The 22,478-nt window shown below is 32.5% G+C and carries 30 protein-coding genes; 15 read left to right on the forward strand and 15 right to left on the reverse strand.

Translation table 11 applies throughout. From position 1 onward, the window contains the following. Positions 1-2 precede the first annotated feature (2 nt). Both ACW9XA_RS07610 and ACW9XA_RS07615 read right to left on the reverse strand, forming a co-directional pair. Entirely contained in the window at positions 3-1,010 is a 1,008-nt protein-coding gene (locus tag ACW9XA_RS07610) for a biotin--[acetyl-CoA-carboxylase] ligase (protein ID WP_457763747.1), read from the reverse strand. 36 nt (positions 1,011-1,046) lie between these two features. Next, entirely contained in the window at positions 1,047-1,553 is a 507-nt protein-coding gene (locus ACW9XA_RS07615; RefSeq protein ID WP_457763748.1) for a winged helix-turn-helix transcriptional regulator, read from the reverse strand. A gap of 78 nt (positions 1,554-1,631) precedes the next feature. Between ACW9XA_RS07615 and ACW9XA_RS07620 the strand changes: the two genes are divergently transcribed. From ACW9XA_RS07620 to ACW9XA_RS07630, 3 genes are read left to right on the forward strand one after another with little or no spacing between them, the layout of a single operon-like run. Beyond that, positions 1,632-2,054: a CoA-binding protein gene (locus ACW9XA_RS07620; RefSeq protein ID WP_457763749.1), complete on the forward strand. Its 423-nt coding sequence runs from the start codon at positions 1,632-1,634 to the stop codon at positions 2,052-2,054. Further along, positions 2,051-2,416, forward strand: coding sequence for a hypothetical protein (locus ACW9XA_RS07625; protein WP_457763750.1), 366 nt, complete (start codon positions 2,051-2,053; stop codon positions 2,414-2,416). Before ACW9XA_RS07620 ends, ACW9XA_RS07625 begins: the two co-directional genes overlap by 4 nt. 34 nt (positions 2,417-2,450) lie before the next feature. After that, positions 2,451-3,662 carry a redox-regulated ATPase YchF gene (locus ACW9XA_RS07630; protein ID WP_457763751.1) on the forward strand — a complete coding sequence of 404 codons (1,212 nt, stop codon included), beginning with the start codon at positions 2,451-2,453 and terminating at the stop codon, positions 3,660-3,662. 3 nt (positions 3,663-3,665) lie between these two features. On the opposite strand, the gene ACW9XA_RS07635 is transcribed toward ACW9XA_RS07630, so the two are convergent. Then, positions 3,666-3,848, reverse strand: a complete 183-nt coding sequence (locus tag ACW9XA_RS07635) for a hypothetical protein (protein WP_457763752.1) — start codon at positions 3,846-3,848, stop codon at positions 3,666-3,668. Continuing rightward, positions 3,841-4,752 (reverse strand): transcription initiation factor IIB, encoded by a 912-nt coding sequence (locus ACW9XA_RS07640; protein ID WP_457763753.1) that lies wholly within the window; start codon positions 4,750-4,752, stop codon positions 3,841-3,843. The genes ACW9XA_RS07635 and ACW9XA_RS07640 overlap by 8 nt, the downstream gene beginning before the upstream one ends. A gap of 149 nt (positions 4,753-4,901) precedes the next feature. Between ACW9XA_RS07640 and ACW9XA_RS07645 the strand changes: the two genes are divergently transcribed. The 3 genes from ACW9XA_RS07645 to ACW9XA_RS07655 all read left to right on the forward strand — a co-directional run bounded on the left by ACW9XA_RS07645 (position 4,902) and on the right by ACW9XA_RS07655 (position 7,115). Next, positions 4,902-5,258 (forward strand): hypothetical protein, encoded by a 357-nt coding sequence (locus tag ACW9XA_RS07645; RefSeq protein WP_457763754.1) that lies wholly within the window; start codon positions 4,902-4,904, stop codon positions 5,256-5,258. A gap of 68 nt (positions 5,259-5,326) precedes the next feature. Further along, positions 5,327-5,710, forward strand: coding sequence for a hypothetical protein (locus ACW9XA_RS07650; protein ID WP_457763755.1), 384 nt, complete (start codon positions 5,327-5,329; stop codon positions 5,708-5,710). Positions 5,711-5,768: 58 nt separating this feature from the next. Continuing rightward, complete coding sequence (locus tag ACW9XA_RS07655) at positions 5,769-7,115, forward strand: phytoene desaturase family protein (protein WP_457763756.1); 1,347 nt, start codon at positions 5,769-5,771, stop codon at positions 7,113-7,115. A gap of 4 nt (positions 7,116-7,119) precedes the next feature. Here the strand turns inward: ACW9XA_RS07655 and ACW9XA_RS07660 are convergent, their stop codons facing one another. Continuing rightward, positions 7,120-7,959, reverse strand: a complete 840-nt coding sequence (locus ACW9XA_RS07660) for a cobalamin B12-binding domain-containing protein (RefSeq protein ID WP_457763757.1) — start codon at positions 7,957-7,959, stop codon at positions 7,120-7,122. Between the two features lie 225 nt (positions 7,960-8,184). On the opposite strand from ACW9XA_RS07660, the gene ACW9XA_RS07665 reads away from it, so the two are divergent. Continuing rightward, complete coding sequence (locus tag ACW9XA_RS07665; protein WP_457763758.1) at positions 8,185-9,564, forward strand: NAD(P)H-binding protein; 1,380 nt, start codon at positions 8,185-8,187, stop codon at positions 9,562-9,564. A 169-nt stretch (positions 9,565-9,733) separates the two neighbouring features. Here the strand turns inward: ACW9XA_RS07665 and ACW9XA_RS07670 are convergent, their stop codons facing one another. Beyond that, positions 9,734-10,696 carry a cobalamin-binding protein gene (locus tag ACW9XA_RS07670; RefSeq protein ID WP_457763759.1) on the reverse strand — a complete coding sequence of 321 codons (963 nt, stop codon included), beginning with the start codon at positions 10,694-10,696 and terminating at the stop codon, positions 9,734-9,736. A 66-nt stretch (positions 10,697-10,762) separates the two neighbouring features. Here ACW9XA_RS07670 and ACW9XA_RS07675 point away from each other — a divergent pair, with 66 nt between their 5' ends. Further along, the gene (locus ACW9XA_RS07675) at positions 10,763-11,920 is read left to right on the forward strand and encodes a hypothetical protein (protein ID WP_457763760.1); all 1,158 of its coding nucleotides are present in this window, start codon (positions 10,763-10,765) and stop codon (positions 11,918-11,920) included. A gap of 8 nt (positions 11,921-11,928) precedes the next feature. Here ACW9XA_RS07675 and ACW9XA_RS07680 read toward each other — a convergent pair whose 3' ends face one another. Then, positions 11,929-12,450: a DUF1722 domain-containing protein gene (locus ACW9XA_RS07680; protein ID WP_457763761.1), complete on the reverse strand. Its 522-nt coding sequence runs from the start codon at positions 12,448-12,450 to the stop codon at positions 11,929-11,931. A gap of 135 nt (positions 12,451-12,585) precedes the next feature. Here ACW9XA_RS07680 and ACW9XA_RS07685 point away from each other — a divergent pair, with 135 nt between their 5' ends. The 3 genes from ACW9XA_RS07685 (at position 12,586) to ACW9XA_RS07695 (ending at position 15,144) form a co-directional block, all read left to right on the forward strand. Further along, the gene (locus tag ACW9XA_RS07685) at positions 12,586-13,479 is read left to right on the forward strand and encodes a peptidase (protein WP_457763762.1); all 894 of its coding nucleotides are present in this window, start codon (positions 12,586-12,588) and stop codon (positions 13,477-13,479) included. Positions 13,480-13,564: 85 nt separating this feature from the next. Further along, the gene (locus ACW9XA_RS07690; protein ID WP_457763763.1) at positions 13,565-14,320 is read left to right on the forward strand and encodes a DUF432 domain-containing protein; all 756 of its coding nucleotides are present in this window, start codon (positions 13,565-13,567) and stop codon (positions 14,318-14,320) included. Further along, positions 14,320-15,144 carry a mechanosensitive ion channel family protein gene (locus ACW9XA_RS07695; protein WP_457763764.1) on the forward strand — a complete coding sequence of 275 codons (825 nt, stop codon included), beginning with the start codon at positions 14,320-14,322 and terminating at the stop codon, positions 15,142-15,144. Before ACW9XA_RS07690 ends, ACW9XA_RS07695 begins: the two co-directional genes overlap by 1 nt. Here ACW9XA_RS07695 and ACW9XA_RS07700 read toward each other — a convergent pair whose 3' ends face one another. From ACW9XA_RS07700 to ACW9XA_RS07715, 4 genes are all read right to left on the reverse strand, one after another. Then, positions 15,145-15,426: a hypothetical protein gene (locus tag ACW9XA_RS07700; protein WP_457763765.1), complete on the reverse strand. Its 282-nt coding sequence runs from the start codon at positions 15,424-15,426 to the stop codon at positions 15,145-15,147. 99 nt (positions 15,427-15,525) lie between these two features. After that, a complete protein-coding gene (locus ACW9XA_RS07705) occupies positions 15,526-16,182 on the reverse strand; it encodes a hypothetical protein (protein WP_457763766.1) in 657 nt (218 codons plus the stop codon). Next, on the reverse strand, positions 16,179-16,544 hold the full coding sequence (locus tag ACW9XA_RS07710; RefSeq protein WP_457763767.1) for a hypothetical protein: 366 nt from the start codon (positions 16,542-16,544) through the stop codon (positions 16,179-16,181). Before ACW9XA_RS07710 ends, ACW9XA_RS07705 begins: the two co-directional genes overlap by 4 nt. Positions 16,545-16,555: 11 nt before the next feature. After that, a complete protein-coding gene (locus ACW9XA_RS07715) occupies positions 16,556-16,741 on the reverse strand; it encodes a hypothetical protein (protein WP_300326937.1) in 186 nt (61 codons plus the stop codon). A gap of 226 nt (positions 16,742-16,967) precedes the next feature. Between ACW9XA_RS07715 and ACW9XA_RS07720 the strand changes: the two genes are divergently transcribed. Together ACW9XA_RS07720 and ACW9XA_RS07725 are read left to right on the forward strand one after the other, a co-directional pair. Beyond that, positions 16,968-17,402 (forward strand): pyridoxamine 5'-phosphate oxidase family protein, encoded by a 435-nt coding sequence (locus ACW9XA_RS07720; protein WP_300326936.1) that lies wholly within the window; start codon positions 16,968-16,970, stop codon positions 17,400-17,402. Positions 17,403-17,528: 126 nt separating this feature from the next. Beyond that, a complete protein-coding gene (locus ACW9XA_RS07725; RefSeq protein WP_457763768.1) occupies positions 17,529-17,801 on the forward strand; it encodes a hypothetical protein in 273 nt (90 codons plus the stop codon). 9 nt (positions 17,802-17,810) lie between these two features. On the opposite strand, the gene cysS is transcribed toward ACW9XA_RS07725, so the two are convergent. From cysS to ACW9XA_RS07745, 4 genes are all read right to left on the reverse strand, one after another. After that, on the reverse strand, positions 17,811-19,199 hold the full coding sequence (gene cysS / locus ACW9XA_RS07730; protein ID WP_457763769.1) for a cysteine--tRNA ligase: 1,389 nt from the start codon (positions 19,197-19,199) through the stop codon (positions 17,811-17,813). A gap of 1 nt (position 19,200) precedes the next feature. Next, positions 19,201-19,992 carry an NAD+ synthase gene (locus ACW9XA_RS07735; protein ID WP_457763784.1) on the reverse strand — a complete coding sequence of 264 codons (792 nt, stop codon included), beginning with the start codon at positions 19,990-19,992 and terminating at the stop codon, positions 19,201-19,203. Between the two features lie 214 nt (positions 19,993-20,206). Next, positions 20,207-20,593: a hypothetical protein gene (locus ACW9XA_RS07740; RefSeq protein WP_457763770.1), complete on the reverse strand. Its 387-nt coding sequence runs from the start codon at positions 20,591-20,593 to the stop codon at positions 20,207-20,209. A 144-nt stretch (positions 20,594-20,737) separates the two neighbouring features. Then, positions 20,738-21,040, reverse strand: a complete 303-nt coding sequence (locus tag ACW9XA_RS07745; RefSeq protein WP_457763771.1) for a Rieske (2Fe-2S) protein — start codon at positions 21,038-21,040, stop codon at positions 20,738-20,740. A gap of 75 nt (positions 21,041-21,115) precedes the next feature. On the opposite strand from ACW9XA_RS07745, the gene ACW9XA_RS07750 reads away from it, so the two are divergent. Continuing rightward, positions 21,116-22,357 (forward strand): adenosylhomocysteinase, encoded by a 1,242-nt coding sequence (locus ACW9XA_RS07750; protein ID WP_457763772.1) that lies wholly within the window; start codon positions 21,116-21,118, stop codon positions 22,355-22,357. Between the two features lie 38 nt (positions 22,358-22,395). After that, on the forward strand, positions 22,396-22,478 hold an 83-nt coding region (locus ACW9XA_RS07755; protein WP_457763785.1), incomplete at its 3' end, for a class I tRNA ligase family protein.

Here is a 22,478-nt window from a genome sequence, read left to right on the forward strand (position 1 = left end):
TTTTATTTTGATAAATGTACAATATCTCCAGCAATAATTTTGTGTGTTTTGCTGTTTGCTGTGATTATTAATGCCCCGTCATCATCGATCTTGGTTGCTTTTCCAGTGATTTTTCCATCGGTGGTGTCTAATTCTACATTTTTTCCTATTGTTGATGACCTTTTTGTCCACTCTGAAATAATCTTCTTTGTTTGTTTAGCATTTAATAATTTGTAAATTTTTTCTAATTCTAGCAAAAATGTTTGAACAAGTTGTACTGGTTTGATTTCTTGTTTTTCTTTCTTCAATGACGCCACTCCATAAAAATTGGGAGTTTCTTTAAGTGATTTTTCAATTTGTTTTACATTAACATTAAAATTAATTCCAACCCCTAACACCAAGTTTTCAATCTTATTTGACTCCAATGATACGTCCACTAACATTCCTGCTACTTTTTTGCCTTTTATTGTTAAATCATTAGGCCATTTTAATTCTGGTTTTATAAAAAATATTTTTTCTATTGCAATTGACAATGCAAGTGCTGATGCTATGGGAAATAATGTTGTAATCGAAATGTCAAATTTTGGTCGAAGGATAATTGAAATCCAAATACCTCCTTTAGGTGAAACCCATTTTCTGCCAGATCTGCCTCTGCCTCCTGTCTGTTTTGCTGCAACTATTACTGCCCCTGCATTTGCAGGTTCGTCTGCCATTTTTAATGCCTGATTTTGAGTTGAATCTATTGAATCAAAATAGTATGCCTGTTGTCCAATTGTCTTTGTTTTTAAATTTGTAGTAATTTCCCATGGCAGTAATAATTCTGAATTTGAGATTAACTTGTATCCTAACTTTTGTTTTGATTCCACAATATATCCTAATTCTTGAATTTTTTTGATATGTTTCCATACTGCTACTCTGCTTATGTGCAATACATCACTCAAGTCTTGACCAGATAGATATTCTGTATTGTGAGTTTGTAAAAATCTCAATACTTTGACTAATCCTGGGTTGTCAAAAGAATTGTAAATCAACTATGATTTATTTTTCGTTCAAGTATAAAACACAAACTAGAATCCGATGTCAAAATCAAATCCACCATCATCCATTTCTGCATCCCCCATGCCTCCATCTGCTGTGTCTGGCATATTTTCAGGCGCAACATAATCAGACATTGCCATACCCATCATACTGAACATCATAGAAAACATCATCATATCCATTATCCCAAAGAACATCATGGTAGGAATGAATGATTTGTTGTTTTCCATCTCTTCTTTTAGTTTGTCTTTATCTCCTGTCTTGTACAATAATGACATTTGGTTCCATTTTGTTTGAATCTCATGGACTCTTTCATCTACTTCTTTGTTGCCTTTGTCAGTAGTTGTAATTTCTATTTTTGTCCCAAACCATCCTTTTTTCTCTTTGGCTTGGATGAGGCCTCTTTTTTCTAACTGTTCTAAAATTAAATTCAACTCTTTAGGTTCAATTTGAGTCATTTTTTGGATTTTTTCAAATTTTTTTACTCCGTGTTTTATTGCTCCTAATACTATGAGGTCTTTAGGTTCTGATTCCACATCTTTTTTATCTCGTCTCTATTAAAAAATTCTTTGTTTACATGATTCAAGTTCAAAAATTATATTCATGATTCTTTTATGATTTTTGTGGAACAAGATCCTTCATCTGATGATCGTATTCGTGAAATTCTTTCGTTAAAGAAAGTAGTTGTAGTTGGCATGTCAAAAAACTCTTCAAAAGCTGCACATTATGTACCAAAATATTTGGCAGACAACGGCTATGATGTCACTCCAGTAAATCCAACAACTGATGAAATTTTGGGAAAAAAATGCTATTGTTCAATTTCTGAGATTAATGGTGAAATTGACATAATTGATGTCTTTAGACCTTCTGATCAAGTATTGCCAGTAATACAAGAAGCAATAAAGAAAAAACCTAAAGTGATTTGGCTTCAAGAAGGAATTCATAATTCTGAAGCTGAAGATCTGGCAAAAAAAGCAGGAATCAAAGTGGTTTTTAATCGATGCATGTTGGCTGAACACCAGAGATTATTACAATGACTGATTTTGAAGATTTTTACCATGATTTGTTGGAATTTACAAAAAAATATGAAAATCAAAACATTCCTCTAAAAATAGAAAAAGATCTTGAAAATGACATTGTCAAAATATTTGGTGAAAGAATTTCTTCTTTGGCAAGAGCTCAGAATGGTCTTGGTGATGTAACTGAACTTGCATATACTACTGCAGAACATCATCCTTTTTGGAATTTAATATACAATTGTTCTGAAATCACAAACACAGTATTGGAAAAATGGAAGTCTTCTCTTTCTGAAGAAGATATTTCTGATATTGAATGGGCAATTAAAGAATTGAATCAAACCTTGGAGAAGATCAAAAAGAAAAAAACTTCCTCTTGCTAGGCAGAGATAAATATTCTGAACTGATAATAATTTCATGCCTATCAAGATTGGATTAATCGGCAAGACTAACACTGGGAAGACCACTTTCTTCAATTCTGCAACTTTATCCTCAGAAGAAATTTCATCATATCCCTTTACCACAAAATCTCCTGTGTCTGGAGTTGCACATGCTATTTCATTATGTGTTCATCCTGAATTTAAAATTCAAGATAATCCAAATAATTCTAAATGCCTTGATGGCTGGAGATATATCCCAATAGAACTAATTGATTTGCCCGGTTTGATTAAAGATGCCTGGAAGGGAAAAGGCCTTGGAAATCAATTCCTCTCTATTGCTGCACAGTCTGATGCATTACTTCATGTTGTAGATGCTTCTGGTGGGATTGATTCAACTGGAAAAATAACTGAAGTTGGAACTGGAGATCCAATTTCTGATTTTGCAGATATAGAAGAGGAATTAATCATGTGGTATCATAAAATTCTAGAAGGAAACCGAGACAAAGTTTCAAAATTGATAAAAACTGGTACTGATGTATTAGATGCTATTACTGATCTCTATCGTGGTATTGGTGTGACTAAAACCCATGTGAAAAATACTTTTCATGCAACAGGTCTTGAAGAAACCACTTTTGATGATTTCAATATGGTTGACAGCAAAAAATTTGCATCGCATTTACGAAAAATTTCAAAACCCACACTGATTGTTGCAAACAAGGTTGATGTTGAAGGTGCTGACAAGAATTTTGCACGATTAAGAGAAAGATACAATGATTCTATCATAATTCCTGTCAGTGGAGATAGTGAATTTGTTCTCAGACGCGCAGAACAAAAAGGATTGATAAAATATTCTCCTGGTTCTGAAACATTTGAAATAATAAAATCTCATGATCTAAATGAAAAACAACGCAATGCATTGGATTTCATTAAAAGTGAAATTATGGGAGAATATATGAGGACTGGTGTTCAATTTGCAATCAACGTTGCAGTATTCAAACTTCTTAAGATGAATTCTATTTATCCTGTAGCTGATGAAAAGAACATGGCAGATAAAAAAGGAAGAATATTACCTGATCTGATTTTGTTAAAAGACGGAGCAACAATCAGTGATCTTGCAAAGGAAATTCACTCTGATTTAACAAAAGGACTTCTTTATGGGAAAGATTTGCGATATAATCTGAGACTACCTGTAGATTACCAACTAAGGGATAGAGATGTAGTCTCTCTAGTCAGTGCAGTAAAAAAATAAACTTTATTGCTTTTTACTTCTTGGCTTTGTTCGCAATACTGCCTTGCAGCAAATACATCTTGTTTCATCTATTTTCAAAAAAATTCCGCAGAAAGTACATCTTTTCTGGCCTATTTCGTACCTGACTTTGTTTGGTACTGATTCTGCCTTGTGCATCTGGCAAATTCCTCTACACGTTCTACCCATTAATTTCACCTCCTATTTTTTCTTTGATTTCTTTGGTTCTGTCTCTGATGGTTACAGCACTAATTCCGGATGCCTCTGAAATTTTTAATTGTGTTACTTTTTCATGATTCATTACGGATGCCAAATTAACCGCAGCTGCTGCCATTGCCATTGGGTTTTTACTTGTTGAGACTTTATTCTGAATAGACAAGTTCAAAATTTTAAATGCCAATCTTTCTGTTTTTTCTGATATGTTGACCTCTTTTGATATTCTGTTGACAAATTCAGTTGGATTGTATGCCTCAGGATGCAAGTCTAATTCTTTTGCAATAAATCTGTAAATCCTTTGCAAATTCTTTTTCTTTATATTTCCTGCATCTGCAACATCTTGAAGTGTTCTTGGCGTATCTGTTAATCTACATGTAGCATAGACTGTTGCACATAACATGGATGTAGTGGATCTTCCCGCAAGAATTTTTTTAGATGCTATTTTTCTAAACAAATAAGCTGTTTCTTCTATTACTGATTCTGGTAATGCTAATTTTGAACCAATTCCATCTAATAATGTAAATGCTTTTTGAAATGATTTGACTGATATTGCAGAGCGACTATTTCTATCCCACATTCTTAGACGGTAAAACATTCTACGATTTTCATTTGATAGTGATTTACCTGTAGAATCTCTATCTTGAGATTCTATTATTGTAGATAATCCTCTATCTGCCATTTTTAACGATGTCTTCATACCTATTCTTGAATTTGATTGATATTGCTCTGAATTAAGACCTGTAGTTTCTGCAGTTTGGTCTATCATTTTTTCAGAAGATACAGAACCACAACCACTACATGCAATTTCACCCGTATGGAGATCTGTAATAACTAAATTTTTTTTACAATTTTTTTGGTGCACTAATTCTGTATACATGAATAGATTATGGTTTTAAATTATTTAAGCCGGCAATAATTTACTATCTAGTGCTAAAACCTACCAAAAAGTGGTTATCTTATATGAATTTTGGCACTAGTGGATTTTTTAATTCTTGTATAAATAAAAAGATTGCAAAGACTTTGTAAATGCCTCACATTGCCATGGATAGAAAGATTGATCTTTTTGAATTTGCAAATTTTTTTTCACCCGTATTTCAAAAGTCTCCATTGATAAAAATTTCTACAATATATGTTGAAAAGAATGGCTTGAATGCGTTACTACCTACGGTTGTTATTGATGAAAGACATCAGGAATATTTTATTCAAATATTGACTACTGAAAATAAAACTACTATAAGATTACTCCCAATTACCGATCCTGTAAAAACTGATGCTGTAAAATCTTCTTTGGCAGAAGTCTATTTTTTAATTAAACAATTTGATTCTCAAGTTAATATTTCAAAATCAAATTTGTGGGATTATGTTAAATTGGAAGCTGCATAATGAGAACTTTTAATCTTTTAAGATACAGCAAATTAAATCGGGATATTATTTTTAATATTAGTACAAATGTGTCTCAATTCCATAAGATAATCCCAAATTATTTTAAATCTCTAAAAATCATCAATGTTGAAAATTCTGAACAAACTGTTCTTGAAAAAATATCTTTTTTAGGGAAAACTTTGGATGTCATAACTAAACATGTAGTTTTACCTCCTAACATGCACAAAGTATTAATTTTATCTGGCCCTCTAAAGGGAACATCATTTATTGAATATTATGAAATATTTGAAAACGGAACTGAAATTAAGATTTGTATATCCTTGCAGCTTAATGGATTTCTAAAACTCATTCCTTTTCTGGATTTAATTTTGGCAAAAAAAATGGATGGGGTTATGAGTAAATTTATTGCCTGCTCTGAGAATTATGCTAAAATAAATTCGGGTTATCATTAATTAGCACTATGACAAAAAATTGGCACTTGTTTTTATATTGAAATTGTAGAATTTAACCATGAGCACCCCCATAATTGTAATTGGTGCTGGCATTGGAGGTCTGACTGCTGCTGCATTATTAGCCGAAAAAGGACATAACGTTCGTGTTTTGGAAAAATCTTCAAAATTGGGTGGCAGAACCGCCTCGATAAAATTTAAAAATCATATTTTAGATAATGGGTTTCATATTATGCCCTTTTATAAAAAATCTGCAATATTTAGTGTATTAAAAAAATTAAAAATCGAATCAAAATTAAAGCTTGCAAAAGTTGATGATATTGCTTTTCATTCTGAAAATGAATTCCATAAATATCCAAAAGGTATGTTGGATTTACTAAAGCTTTCTTTATTGCCTCTAAAAAGTAGAATCAAACTTCTGAAATTACTTCTTCCTCTTGCATTTACTTCTATTGAAAAAACAGAATCTTGGGATAATGTTTCTCTGACTAGCATTACTTCCGATTTAGATTCTGACACAAATGCTTTTTTTGAAGCAATATGCATGTTGGCGTTTGCTGACACTGCAGATCATATATCTTTAGGTGAATTCACAAGAACCATAATCCGAGCTAATCCGTTTAAAGGAGGAACCAGTGAATTCGCATATCCTGCTAATGGTGGGTATGATTCTATCTCTCATGTTTTATATGATTATCTTCATTCTAAAAATTGTGAAATTAAAACAAGACAATCTATTAAAAAAATAATTATTGAAAATTCTAAAGTCACTGGTGTTGTCGTAAGAGGACTATCTGGTGATGATGAATTAATTCGTACAAAATGTGTGGTTGTTTCATACCCTGCATATGATGCTTTAAATGAATTATTTGATAAAAATATCATTGAAGAAGAGTTCCTTCAAAAAATTAACAAGTTAAACAAAACCACTTCAGTTGTAGAAGTTCATTTTGCATTAAAATCCAAAATAGATTCTCGCCAAGTGATATTTCCTGTAGGTGATCAATATACTACTAAAGGAATATTCTTCATTTCTAACATTACTCCTTCCGTCTCGCCTCCTGGAGAACATTTGATAATTGCAGGCACTCCTGTTCCTTCAGAAGATACGGATAATCCACAAAAAATTAAAGAGATTGTAAATAAAATGAAAGAGGAAATTTCCTCAATTTACCCTACTTTTAATTCTGAATTAATTTGGGAGCGTCCTATGGCTTGGAAACTTGTGGAATCTGTAGTAAAGGAGCCTGGAAAAGTTTGGAAATCAAAAATGCCTCATAATATACCTGGAATTGAAGGCCTTTTCTTTGTGGGTGATTCTACAATTAGTTATGGAATAGGCACTGATTCTGCAGCACACAGTTCTATTTTATGCGCACCTAAAATCGAATCTTATCTAAGATCATAATCTACTATGCAGTTCTAATTATTTTTGGGAGTTCTTCTAATGTTGAATTAACGACTATTCCGTCAAACTTTGGCATTTTTTCTGATTGCATTGCATAACCTCCTATCAGAATGGGGATCTTGTACTCCTCCTTAATTTTCTTAACTAGTCTCTGTCCCGCAGAAATATTGTCTTGCAAAGTGATTGAAATGAATATGATGTCTGGTCTATTATATTCTATAAAACTCATTATTGATTCTGTTGGAAGCGATGTTCCCATATTGTAAATTTTGAATCCTTTAATTGATAGATATGTTTCTAAAACATCACAACCTAAATGATGCTCTTCTCCTAATGGTACACATATCAATATCTTTTTCTTGTTTGCAGATCCTGAAACTCTATCCATTATTATTTTTACTAATGTTTGTGCGATGTTGCTGGCTACATGTTCTGTTGCTATGCTGATTTTGTTTGTTGACCAATGTTCTCCAATGTCATACATTACTGGTTTTAAGATTTTGTCAAAGAAATCTGCTGAGCTAAAAATTTTGACATACTCTTCATAAATTTTTATCGAGTCTTCTATGTTTCCTTCTGTCAGTTTCTTGTAGAGTTGTTTTTTTGATTTTTTTGTAGCTTCTTCTCTCTTTTTGATATCTTTTGGATTAAATGATGCTAGAACTGATAGCAATTTAGGATCGTTTCTATATTCTATTGGGATGTCGTCTTTAATTACATCTGAGGCTTTTCCAAGGTATTTTAGAATCTCTTGCTTAGATGTTCTTTTTTTCGAATCCCATACACTTTTGACCAGATATAGATATTGATCTGTTTTTACCTTTTTAGCCCTTATGTAGACCATGCTGATTTTTTCACTGAATACTATTTAACTGGTGCTAATTATGATAAATAGTGCTAATTAACCATTTATTCTTTATTTTATAATGTCTGCAGGTTCTTCATAATACTGTGTTTAGCACTAGTATTTTTGATTACCACTAGTTTAAATAATTTAATTATGGAAAATGTCCATGAATTACAAATTGGATAGTTTATTGCTCTTATCTTCAGTGGATCTTCAATAATCATGCCACAAATCTTGCCCCAAAAAATATTTGAACAATCCTCTCCTTACTCAATACTCGTTTCAGGTTCAACTGGTTTTATTGGTTCTAGATTGATCTCTGCACTTTCTTCTCGTGGATACACTGTTACAGGTTTAAGTAGAAAAAAACTGAATGATTCTAAAAATGTAAAATATGTTCAGGCCGATGTATTTGACAAAGATCAGTTATCTAAATCTATGAAAGGGATAGAGGTCGCTTATTATTTACTCCACTCTATGGAGGGAAGTAAAGATCAATGGATGCAATTTGCATCTAGAGAAAGAATCCAAGCTCAGAATTTTCTTTATGCTGCAACTAAAGCTGGTGTTAAAAGAATCATTTACCTTGGAGGATTAGTAAATGATAGTTTAGATTTATCACCACACATGAAAAGTCGCAAAGAAGTAGGTGAGATACTTGCATCTGGTAATATTCCTGTAACTGAATTTCGTGCATCTTTGATTATTGGTGCTCAGGGAGGCTCATATGCGATGCTCCGATATCTTGTTGAACGTCTTCCAATTATGGTTTGTCCTTCCTGGGTAAAATCTTTGGCTCAACCTATTGCTGTTGATGATGTGATTTATTATTTGGCAGAATGTCTTTCAAAATCTGATACTGAAGGGCAAATATTTGAAATTGGCGGTCCTGATAAAATGACTTATGAAGAATTAATGAGAGTATATTCTTCATTTTTGAATAAAAAATTATTTATTTTACAAATTCCCTTCTTGACAACTCGACTTTCTTCTTATTGGGTCGATCTAATTACTCCTGTCAAAGCATCTCTTGCAAGGCCACTAATTGACAGTCTTGTACATGACACAATTGTAACAGATAACAAAATCACAAAAATTATTCCTTTAAAGTTGAAATCCGTTCGTGAATCTATTGAAATTGCTACAAATGAAATGAAGTCATCTCCTCCTGAGTTAAATTTGAAAGAAGAAAAGACTGGTTTTAAAATTAATCAAAAATTGATTCAATTTTCTCTTATTGCATTGGCTATAATTGGGACATCATATTATTGGCTTGACGATAGACCTGAAGTCTATCAAACACTTTGGTTAATTGCATCTACCGTGTGGTATGCTGTTATTTTCATATCCATACTTTTGATTCGTAATAAAACACGTTTGGGATATTTTTTGGCAGGTTTATTATCTTGGACAACACTCGCATTTTGGTTACTTGATAATTTTTATGTCGTTTTTGAAACCTCTTTGATTGCAGCTCAACCTGGTGAGTTGATGACTGTGAGAAATTTCATTGGGATATTCTTTGCCTCTCTAACCGTTATATCTTCCCATAATCTATTCCATAAAGTAATAGATTATCAACATAAGGGACATCCTCTTTAGATTTTATATGATTTCTTTTTTCAATTTCCCAATTACTTCATTTGTCATTTTTAACAAATCACTGATTTTGGCATCTCCTGCAAAATTTTTCATCATGTGATAATTCTTTTAAAATTGGAGATAACCAGTAGTGTGTTATGTTATGTGACAGTCTTTTTTTGAGCCTGTTTTAGGCCCTCTTAATAATCCTGAATCCTTTATTCGAGACTTTCAAATTAGCAAATTTTTCAGGCTGAATGATTTTTGCAAGAATTTCTATTCCCTCAACTGTTCTAATACTTGGTTTGCTAAAAAATGAATTTGCGTCTACTGCAAAAACCTTGTTGTTTTTTACTGCCGTTAGTGAATTCCAAGCATCATTATTTTTTAGGATTTGATTATATTCCAATATTGTTCTTTTTGAATCAAAACCGCATGGCATTAAAACAATGATGTCTGGCTCTGACTTGATTATTTCATCTATGGTCAATCGTCTGGAATGTTCCCCTGTTTTACTTATCATGTTGATGCCTCCTGCAATTTCAATCATTTCTGGAATCCAATGTCCTGCAGTAAAGAATGGCTCTATCCATTCAATTGCAAGCACTTTTGGTTTTTTTATATTAGTAAATTCTTTGATGTAGGAAATTCTTTTTTCAAGTGAATTTGTAATGTCTTTAGCTTTTTGATTGCATTCTAGAATTTCTCCTAATTCTCTAACTGTTTCTATGATCTCTTTCATGTTGTGAGGATCCATGGAATAAAGAATTGGTTTTGTGTCTAAAATTTCCATTGCCTTGCTGACTAGATTGGTATGTGCAGCGCACACTTCGCAGATCTCCTGTGATATAATTAAATCTGGATTGGCTTTTCTTAAGTTCTCTTCATCTAGTACAAAAATATCTTTTCCTTCATTTAACAACTTACATGTTGTGGAATCAATTTCTTTGCTGGTTAATTTTTCTGAATCAATAACTGTGTTGATTAATTTGGATTTGTAACCTGCATCTTTTGGGTATTTGCATTCATGTGTGACTCCAAAAATCTTATCCTGTTCTTCTAATTCATAAATTAATTCAGTCGCACTAGGCAAAAATGAAACAATTCTATTTACGGCCACTGTTTTTCTTATTGGTGATCCTTTAAACACCATCCGTTAACAAACCATCAATTTTTCTCACTAGTCACGTTAATAGGCTCATTTTAAGCACGAAAAATCATGTCTTCAGATTCTCAAAATATACGCCGTGAAATCTTGTCTAAATGGCATGAGTCTATTTCAAAATATGGAAATCTATTTTCATCTGATTCGGTAAGTGGTACTAGTCCTCCTTCTGTTTTTGTTGGATCTTATGATTATCCTAAAGTCTTTGTTGGTCCTATGGTCCCTCCAATTCATGGTGATACTAGTTTGCTTGATAGTCCTGAACGATGGAAGGGAAAATCATTAGAGGACATAGTAAATTTTAGACTAAATTTAGTCAGGGGTGTGCAAAAAATCTCAATAGACCAAACTGAAGGACGTTATATTGAAAATCTTCAAGAAGTTACAATGTCTTCAAAAGCTACTGATGCTGATTTAATTTTTCAAAAAACCACTTCTCCAAAAGTCTCATTAGATGGCGAAAGTGCTCCTTTTGGTCCTATTGGTGAAATCAAAACAGCAAAATTTTCTGGAACTTCTTCTGTAAAATCTATCGAAAAAACATACTATGATAAAGATTTGAAAGCTCAGGATGCTGTTTTGAATTTGTATAATTCTGGAATTGAGATATCAAAAATTCAGAAATGTTTTAGCATTGGAATGTTGGGTCAGAAAAGAAAATTAGTTCCTACTAAATGGAGTATTACTGCAACTGATGATATTATTTGCAAATCTCTTACTGATGATGTTTTAGATTATGGATTGATTGACTCTCATCGGATTTTTTCATATGAACATTTGGGAAATATCTTCACTGTTGTGTTATTTCCTCATCGATGGGTCTATGAGATGATTGAGGCTTGGTATTCTGATGGGATATTGGGATTTGGTTCAGATTATGAGGATGCTCGTGGGATTGATCATCCCCCTGCAATTGCCGGTGCCTATTTTGCAGCAAAATTAGGTGTGTTGGAGTATCTTAAAGAAAAAAAAATTCAGGCTGGTGTTGTAATTCTACGAGAAATTCGTCCAGAATATACTATTCCTGTAGGTGTATGGCAGGTTAGAGAAGGTATACGCGAAGCAATGAATCAAACTCATATGATTGCAGATAATTTTGAAAATGCATTGGTTTTGGCATCAAATAAAACTAGTATAAGTAAATCTGAATGGATTTCCCATGGCCATATTGTAGAATTGATCAGACAAAAAACAATTTCTGATTTTTTTTAGAATCTTTTCTATAATAATTTAAATAAATTTTGAGGTTCTGGATTTGAATATAGTAAAAAATATGTCTGACTGGCAAGATATGTGTTGTCAAATCGATATACTGTTGGATTTATTTCATAAAGAATTTCTCCAATTGATATTTCTTCATTTTGAAATTTTGTCAATGATTCAAAAAATTTCTTTTTTTCTTGATTACTAAAACTGTCTGAGAAATACCCGAAAATGTGCATGATTACGTTGCTATGTTTTTTTATTGTGGGTTGGCTCTCAAATACCTTTTTCAAATGTTCTTCATATTCTTGTAAAATGTTTGAAAAATTATTTTTTTTATTACTTGCAACAATATTTCCTAAAATTTTTAATTCTTGCTGGCTATGCACCATAATCATGTATTTGTTCATGGCTTGAAATGATACTAGGTTTTTTACTTTGTTTGATTTTTTTACCTCTTCAAATCTTTCAAGCACATATTCTATTACCTCCTTTTCTGAGACTTTTTTGATTTCAAGATCTGATGATTTTTTTTGCACTTTTCAAGTTCTTTTCATTTTATATATAAGGAAAATCTCTTTTTCAATCCTTTGGCACTATACTTCTTGCAATGATGTTACCACTAGCTTGTTTATTGGCACTAGCTTAAATACTATCAGCGAAAAATAATCCTAATGAAAACAACGATTATGGCAATCGCTGCAATGATCATAATTGCATCAAATGTTTCATCTGTTTATGCAGAAGTTCCATCATGGGTAAAAAACAACGCTGGATGGTGGGCAGATGGTACAATATCCGAATCTGAATTCATTTCAGGTATTGAATTTTTGATTAACGATGGAATTATTACAGTTGCTTCAGCACCCGTATCTTCTCAAACATCTGATGGTGTTCCAGATTGGGTAAAAAACAACGCTGGATGGTGGGCAGATGGAATCATCTCTGATGATGAATTTGTAAATGGAATTCAACATTTGATTTCCTTAGGAATAATAAATGTCTCTGAATCTATTTCTACAGAAACTTCCAATCTTTCTGATGATTCAGAATTAGGATTACTTCAGGCAGAATTGAATAGATGTGCTGAAATAACCAAGGCCTATGATAGACTCAACTGTGAAAGATCTGCAAAACAGTTGATTGCCTCATATGAGTACAAGCTGATTTCTCAGTCTTATCAAGCAGGTCCAATAACTTACTATTGGGCAGGACTTGATACTGAAGGAAGTAGTTTTGAAATTACCTCTTCTGGTCAAGCAATGCTTTATCTTAGAATGTTAGTAGAGAATACTGGTTCTAATCAAAACGAAGCACTGTTTTGTACTGGACCTGCAATCTGTAACTATGATGTTACAAACGGTAATTCTGATTACAAATACTCTCAGATGGACTTTACAAACGGTCAGTTGGTACTAAAACCTGGGGAACCAAAATTCTTCAACTTCTTCTTTGGACCAAACATTGGTGGTGGTGGAACTACTTTTGAATATGATTCAAGTAGGGATTACTACTTTAGAGTAAGTGAAGGATTTGGAAGCATTAGCATTCCTCTATATTTGGAGTAAAATCCATTTCTTTCCTATTTTTAAATACATTATTTTTTATGATACAAGAGATTAAATTCAAGATTTTATTGTTAATGTTGAAAAGATGAGTGCTGAAACTATGGATAACACTTTTTCAAATTATGGATTATATGATATTGGTGAATCTCTAGACTTAAACCTCCCAAATGTTGAGATTAAAATCAAAAAAATCAGTGAAAATGTGTTTTCATACACAAGAAGAGATTCTGAAGATGATTTGATTGAGAAGATAATTCCTATCAAATCGTCTAAACTTCAAGTTGAATTGTGTCCAATTAGGCCTTTGAATTTTCCTGCTATGAGAACTTCTTTCATGTATTTGGATATTGACACGCCTGTCTTTTTGTCTGAAGATTCTTCTGCAACTGTTTTCTTACGTTGTCCTATTGAAATTGGTGTTTTCCTTGTACATGATAATCATAAGGACTCTTTGGATTGTTTCACATGCGATCCTCTAAATTCTCGATTCTGTCTTTATGGTCCTCCTGAATCTGGCACTTTGTGCAAGTATGCTAAAACTGAGATAGTCGAATCATACGACGATTCCATTCCTTTCATTAACGCTGTTTTGAAAATAAATCTTCAAAATCAATTATCTAAAGGTCTCAGTATTGGCAAAGTTGTTTTTCAAATGTCTGAAAATTCCATTTATTATAAAGACTCAAAAGCAATATTTGACTCTCTATTTGCTGTGATGAAGAAAAAACTTACCATTGAAATAATTGATGTAAATTCTGAAAAAATTCAAACTGATTTTATTTTATCCCCAACCTATGAAAAAATAGAAACTGTAAAACATATGGATATGGGTGTTGAATGATGGCTTTGGAATTTCTATCCAGTTTATCTGATATAGAGATCACTGGGGGGCTGACACTTCTTACATTATTCATTGGCGCAATTATCATGGCAGTTGGTATAATTATTGCACGAACTGTTCGAGTCTTATTTACAAAATATTATGCTCCTAAATTACCACAAGATTCTGCAAAAAACTTTGGCAGGCTGATTTATTTTGGAATCATAATTCTCTCATTTTTGGTTTTTACGTCTACTACTGGCGTTGACTTTTCTGGATTGCTTGTTGCTGGAGGGATTTTTGGTATTGTAATTGGTTTTGCAACTCAATCTGTAGTTTCTAATTTAATCTCAGGAATCTTCTTGATGATTGAAAAACCTGTAAAACAAGGCGATAAGATTGAAATTCCTGGCTCTGATGTTTCTGGCACTTTGTTAGATATTAGCACTTTTTCTGTTCGTGTTAAAAAATTTGATGGAACTATAATTAGAATTCCTAACGAATCTTTTTTCACTTCAAATATTCGCTCATTATCTTCCACACCTGTAAGAAGAACTGAGGCAATGATTGGAATTGCCTATAAGGAAGATATTGAAGGTGCAATATCTGTAATGGATAAAGAAATTCGTAAATCTATGAAATACGTTCTAATGTTACCTAAACCTGAATTTAGAATCAATGAGCTAGCTGATTCAAGCGTAAATATCGAAATTTTAGTCTGGCATCCTAGAGATGATTGGGATCAGGTGGGTCCAATTTTACTCAAAGTTGCTAAAAAAGCCTTGGATGATAATGGAATAGAAATTCCATTCCCTCAACGTGTAATTTGGAATGCAAAAAATTAGTTACTTTGCATTTACAGATATCTTTTTTTGAGCTTTTTTCTTCTTGAGCAAACTAAACATGATCATTCCTACATTTACAATTGAAATGATTTCAATAAGGTCTACTCCATACAAGAACCAATCAATTACAGGATGTACTCTTGAAACAAGACCTGCTTCTAACATAATGTCTGCATTCCATATCATATGAGGTACTTGAATGAATTGAATAATTGCAATTACAATTACACTTCCAAGAATTTTATTTTCATACCAGTTCCAAAATTTATTCCATACATTCATGGAGTTACTTGGTTTTTAATTCTATTAAACAACTCGAAAATTAGACAAAACTAATTAGACTGAACTAATTTTTCTGTGCGTAAATTTTCTAAAATTAGCTTAAGCTTTTATTTTCATTTTTCTTTTTTTTATTATGATTATTGTTGGAATAGTAAACAGCATGAAAATAATCACAAATAAAATTGCTATTGAAACATAATCATTTACAAATAATTTTGTGTCTAACCATGCTTTGGGTAATAATGTAAACATATTTTCACCTGAAAAATCTTCAATTGTCCCAACTGCCAAACTATATTTTCCACTCTGATTTTTTTCGTCTGTGACAATAATGAAATATTTTCCATTGTCTGGTATTTCTGCTTTTAATTCCTGTCTTTCCCAATATGTCACTTGACCAAATGGTTCATAGAATTCATTTCCTGGAAATCCTTTTTCATAAATAATTTTTTGTATGTTTGAATTATTCTCTTTCATTAATACGAGTGTTGGAGAATAATTTTCCAACCCTTCTATTTTTGGAATTACAATACTCGCATAGAATGGGTCTCCTTGTTTGGCATCAAACGTATAAAATTTTGCTTCATTTGTGCCTAAGTTTTCATAAATTGCCCATGAAATTTTATGATCAGGAATTTGTAATGCAGTATCAAAATCTCTATGGGAATCATCATGTGGAATGAGCTTATGACCAAATGCAGGATTAATTGAAACAATAATCAAAAGACCAATTCCAAAGAAAACAATTTTTTTCAAAGAATTTCACTTAATCTCTTTAATTTTTTCAAATCTCTAATTTCGATATGGCTGCTTAATGTAACAATTTTAGCTAATTTGGGATTTGCATCTTTACCAATTTTTAACACCGTCTTACCTTGTAGTTGAATTTCCAAAGTCATTCCGCTCTTGTTCATATTTTTAGCTAATTCTTTAGCTTCTGAAAGCTTTTTGATAATTCCCTGTTTTCTAGGAATTTTTATTGGAAGATCAATTATGTTAATTACTTTTAGATTGCCACTTACACTAAAATGAATTGAAGGCTTATCATCTGTGGATATTTTGAGATTTCCATTTTGTAAGTAAGATAAAAAATTGGTTGAGAGATTATTTTTGACCATTCTCACAAACCTCATTTTGCTGTAATTGTCAATTTCCCTTTAAGAGAAACTGTACCTGTTGGAACAACTTTGCCGTTTTTTTCGACTTTACCTTTCATCTCTAGATCGTCAAAATCATAAGTGATTGAGGCATGTTTTTCAGTTAGTTTGTCAAAAACTTCAGCAAGTAGATTTGCCCATTCTTGTTCTTCTGCCATGTGACTATTGCGCGCTAATTGTATTTAACTAGTGATAAATATCATTCCTAGTGGTAAGTTGGCACCAGTTTATAAAATTAACACTAGTTATATATGATTAAAACCATATACGAATATGGAATTAAGAATATTTTCAACTTGCAAATCATGTGGCAAGACATTTCATGAATGGTCTTGTGATCATTGCTATACGAAATCAGTAATTGGAAGATCTGGTGAATAATTAATGCAAAAAATGGATAAACTTAGTTTTGATCACTTGATTTCTGATCAAAAAATTCCAATCCGATTAGCTTTTTTGAAACCTGATGGAACTCCAAATATTATTTCTCTTTGGTATGAGCAAATTAATGGAAAAATATATTGTGCAACTAAAAGTTCTTCAAAAATTGTCTCATACTTGCTAAATAACCCTGAATGTGGTTTTGAGATTGCAACGGACAAACCTCCATACAAAGGAACTCGTGGTAATGGTATTGCAAAAATTATACCTGAGGATGGAGAAAAAATTCTTTTAATTTTGATGGCAAAATACCTTGGAGAGAAAAAATCTATTTTATCAGAGTATTTAAAAAATAATGCAAAAACTGAAGTAGCAATTGAAATCACTCCTGAAAAAATTTTCAATTATGATTATTCTAAAAGAATGAAGGATGTTTGATATTTTGACAGAATTAAGGTGTCCTACATGTGGTTCTAAAAAAGTTAAAGCTGTAACTACATCTGAGATAATTGCTTCAAAAAAATGCTACAACTGCAAAAAATTTTGGTTTGAATAGGATTATGGATGATACTAAATGAGAATTTGGGATCCGTAATGCTCGTTTTCACATTGACTCCTTGGAATATAGTTCCAACACTAGTTACTGAAGACGTATCGGTCATTGCTGTTACTGATTATGGCTGTGTTGGTGAATCTGTTTTAGGTTATTCTGTTGTTGTGACAGATTGTGATGCAGGTGTTGGAGATGTAATTTCTACAACATTTTATGTTCCTGCTATGGACCAAAATGGATACTATGACAGAATCGAGGGCAAACTAGCAAAGGTTAATCCTTAATTCTTTTCTTTATTTTTCAGCTTTGATGTTTTCTTTTTTCATCCAGATTGTCTTTCCTTTATGATCTATTAATTCCACATTCATCTCATTGAGTTTGTCCCGAATTTGGTCTGCTTCTCGGAATTGTTTTTCCTGTCTAAATTTTTCTCTGTTTTGAATCATGGTGTTAATCTCTTGTTTCACACTGTCTGTCATCTCTGGAATGTCTAGTCCTAAAATTTTCAACATTCTTTGAAATTCTGCCTTGATTATTTTTGCATCTTCTTTTCCTAACTTTTCTTCAGCAGCTAGTCTATTTGCTTCTTTGACTAGTTGGAAAAACGCTGATAATGCTAGATGTGTGTTAAAGTCCTCTTCCAATGCTCTATCAAATTCTGAGCCTAATTTTTGAACCATTTCAGTTGCATTCTCATTATTTTCACCATTTGCATGAATTAACTCATAGTAGCAAGTTTCTGCTTGTCTCCATTTTGTTAGATTCTCTTTTAGTAATTCTTCAGAATAATCTATTGGCTTTGAATAGTGACCAGACAAACAGAATAATCTGATAATGTTTGATCCCCAATTTTCTAACACGTGCTTGATCGATTTGATGTTTCCAATGGATTTTGACATTTTCTCTCCATCAATTGTTACCATTCCTACATGCATCCAGATTTTTGCAAATCGATTACCTGTAAATGACTCTGACTGTGCAATCTCATTTTCATGATGGGGAAATATCAAATCTCTTCCTCCTCCATGAATATCGAAATTCTCTCCAAGATACTTTATACTCATTGCTGAGCATTCGATGTGCCATCCAGGTCGTCCTTTTCCCCAAGGGCTGTCCCATACTGGTTCTTTGCTTGATAATTTCCACACTGCAAAGTCTAATGGATCTTTTTTTTCCTCATCTACCTCGATTCTAGCTCCTGATTGGAGCTCATCAATTTTCTTTTTAGATAACTTTCCATATTCTGGAAATTTTGATACTGAAAAATACACTCCATTTTTTGTTGGATATGAAACACCTTTTTCAATTAATTTCTCAATGAATTTTATAATTTCAGTAATGTGCTCCGTTGCTTTAGGATAATTTGTTGCACGTTTTACATTTAATCCATCAAAGTCATTATAGTAATTTTCGATATATTTTGTGCTAATCTCTTCTGCAGTTTTATTTTCTGCATTGGCACGATTGATGATTTTGTCATCTACATCTGTAAAGTTTTGAATAAACTCAATTTCTATTCCCTTGCTTTCAAGGTATTTTCTAAGGACATCAAAAACAATAATTGTTCTTGCATGTCCTATATGAGATTCATCATAAACTGTCACTCCACAAAGATAAATTTTGACTTTTTTTGAAATGTCTACTTCTTGCAATGCCTTTGATAACGTATCTTGGATTTTCATTCTAATCTCTATCTGGTTTCTGTGATGGCAATCTTTTATGTTCACTGTTCGTGTGCAATTGATTTATTCTCTCAATTATTTTTTTATCGATCTGAATGGTTTTTTCAGTTTCATCAATTGACATCTTTTTTTCAAACAGGCAATACAAAATAGAATCTATTTCTTCATATGATACACCTAACTCTTCTTCTGCGTCATGATCTTTCCACAAATGAGGACTGCTTTTCTTTACAATCACCTTTTCTGGCACCCCTAGATATTTTGCAATTTCTCTTACCTGTAGTTTGTACAATGAAATAATTGGTGTGATGTCTGATGCTCCGTCTCCAAATTTTGTAAAATACCCTATCATGTATTCGCTTTTATCACTAGATCCTAATACAAGGTAGTTCTTTGAATTTGCATAATAATACAAAATGTTTGTTCTAATTCTGGCCCTTAAATTCCCCTTTGCTTTCTCGTTTGGTTCAAGATACATCGAATATTCATTTACAATCGGCTTGATGTCAATCAGCTTGTATTCTATTCCTGTCAGTGAAATCATTTTGAGTGCATCTTCTGTTTCTGATTTTGGAGTAATTGATGTATCTGGCATTATCAATGCAAGCGTTTTGTCTTGTAATTTTCTTTTACAAATGTATGCTAAAACAGCTGAATCTATCCCTCCACTTAATCCTAAGATGACTCCTTTTGCGTGATTCTTATCAATTTGTTCTAAAAGAAACTTTTCGATAATCTCCGTAATTTCAGAATAATTTTGATTTTTAATATCATCTATGATTTTTTGATTCAACAATATTTTTTGGAATGATGTAAGAATAAAACTTATTCCTGATATCCAATCATAGTTTGCTCATTTTGAACACACAATATTCCATATACTTTGTTGGCACAATACAATTACAGAATAATAATCTGTGCCCAACATAACCCATACCTAGCACTAGAGGGGGATTGGTCCCTCTCTTTTGCTCCCATAACTATAGTTCAAACCTTTGCTGCAAATCTTAATTGTTTTCTAGAATCTCAAATGTAGTTGATGCAATCTCGACTCCTCTATACTCTAGATTTACTTGGTGAACTCCAATTTGAGAATCTTGTGTAATGTGAAGTATTATGTAGATGTCTCCTTTTTTAGATGCATATGTGTTAATTGCATTTTGTGTTCCATCTGGAGAAATTATGTTGATTGTGACCTGATCTCCTCTAGCATAATCTTCAATAAATCCCAAAAATACTATTTCTTGATTATTGTATTTTGATTTTGGTTGCTCAAATTTCTCTTCATCTACTGCAATGTGTGTTGTTTTCTCTATCTCCTCGGCAAACACAATCTGTGATGTTCCTACCACTATAATGCCTAAAAGTATTGAGAAAACAATTCTATTTTGCATAATTTAATGATTTATTCTAGACATAAAAGAAATATGCAAACATTCCATTAGTGGAATTTCATCTATTTTGTAATTTTTTGACATTACAAAAATCATGACCGAAATTAGAATGTCTTTTTATTAATTTACATACGAATTTTATGATTAAATATCGATATAGATTCCGTCATCTCTGGCTTCTACTGGATATGTTTCTAGTTTAACATCTTTAAGATAGTCTGTTAGTTCCCCTGTCTTGATATTATAATGCCAAAAATGGAGTGGGCACTCTACAATATCTCCATCAAGTTTTCCTGGTGCGATAGATCCATCTTGATGAACGCATAGATCATCTATTGCATGATATCCGTCTTGATTAAAAATTGCAATTTGTTTTCCATCTACTTTGAATGCTTTTCCTTTTCCTGCTTCCACTGCGCCTTTATCTGCAATTTTCTTCCAAGTCAATATTTTTGTGTGATTCTTGTCATTTATTTACATTCGCATGATAGAATTTTATAGTCATAAAGATGGTTTGATTTATTGAGCAAAGTAAAGTCTAGTCCAAAATTAATCAAAGAAGGAAAACTGTCTTATGAATGGGCCAGATCACACATGCAAATTCTTGATAATACCATTAATCGTTACAAGAAAACAAAACCTCTGAAAGGAATTACTTTGGGATTTTGTCTTCACATTACTAAAGAGACATCTGTTTTACTAATGGGTGCAAAAGAATTAGGAGCAACGGTTGCTTGCTGTGGTGGAAATCCTTTAACTACCCAGGATGACATTGCTGCATTTTTGGCTTCTCAAGGCATTCATGTTTATTCTTGGCATGGACAATCAGTAAAAGAATATGATTGGTGCATTGATCAGGTATTGAAACACAGTCCAACAATTCTCACTGATGATGGTGCTGACATGAACATCAAAGCTCATTTTGATAAACGATTTAAAAATCTGAAAATTTTAGGAGCTACTGAAGAAACAACTGCTGGTGTAACAAGAATTAGAGCAGTAGAAAATCAAGGAAAACTCCGCTATCCTGTTATCTTGGTCAATGAGGCATATACAAAACACATGTTTGACAACAGGTATGGCACTGGACAAAGTACAATCGATGGTTATCTTCGTGCAATGAATCTTTTGATGGCCTCAAAACGTGTTGTTGTTGTAGGTTATGGTTGGGTTGGACGTGGTGTAGCTTCTAGATGTCAAGGAATGGGTTCTAAAGTTATTGTCACTGAGGTGGACCCAGTAAAAGCACTTGAAGCTCATATGGATGGCTTTGAAGTGATGCCGATGGCACAAGCTGCAAAAATTGGTGATATGTTTATCACATGTACTGGAATGACCAGTGTAATTCGTAAAGAGCACATCATGCAAATGAAAAATGGTGCAATCATGGGCAATGTTGGCCACTTTGATGTTGAAATTGATAGTAAATTTTTACTCAAATCATCTAAATCTGTTAAAGAAGTAAGACCTAATCTTGATGAGTGTACATTGAAAAACGGAAAAAAAGTATATCTCATTGGACAAGGCCGTCTTGCAAATCTAGTTGCAGCTGAGGGCCATCCTCCTGAAGTCATGGCTCAGTCTTTCTCAAATCAGATTTTGTCTGTCCTGTATATTCTTAAAAATCACAAAAAGATGGAAAATAAAATTATCAATGTACCTGAAGAAATTGATAAACAGATTGCAGTTGATGCACTAAAAGCAATGGATGTAAAAATTGACAAACTTACTCCAGAACAAGTAAAGTATGCAAACAACTGGTAAAACTTCTTAACCCCGATCCAGTCACTGGCTTGTATCAAATGAATAAAAAAGCAATCATTACAAGTGCTCTACCTTACGCGAACGGAGAAATTCATCTTGGCCATGTTGCCTCTACATACCT

The sequence above is a fragment of the Candidatus Nitrosopumilus sp. bin_6a genome (assembly GCF_054095695.1).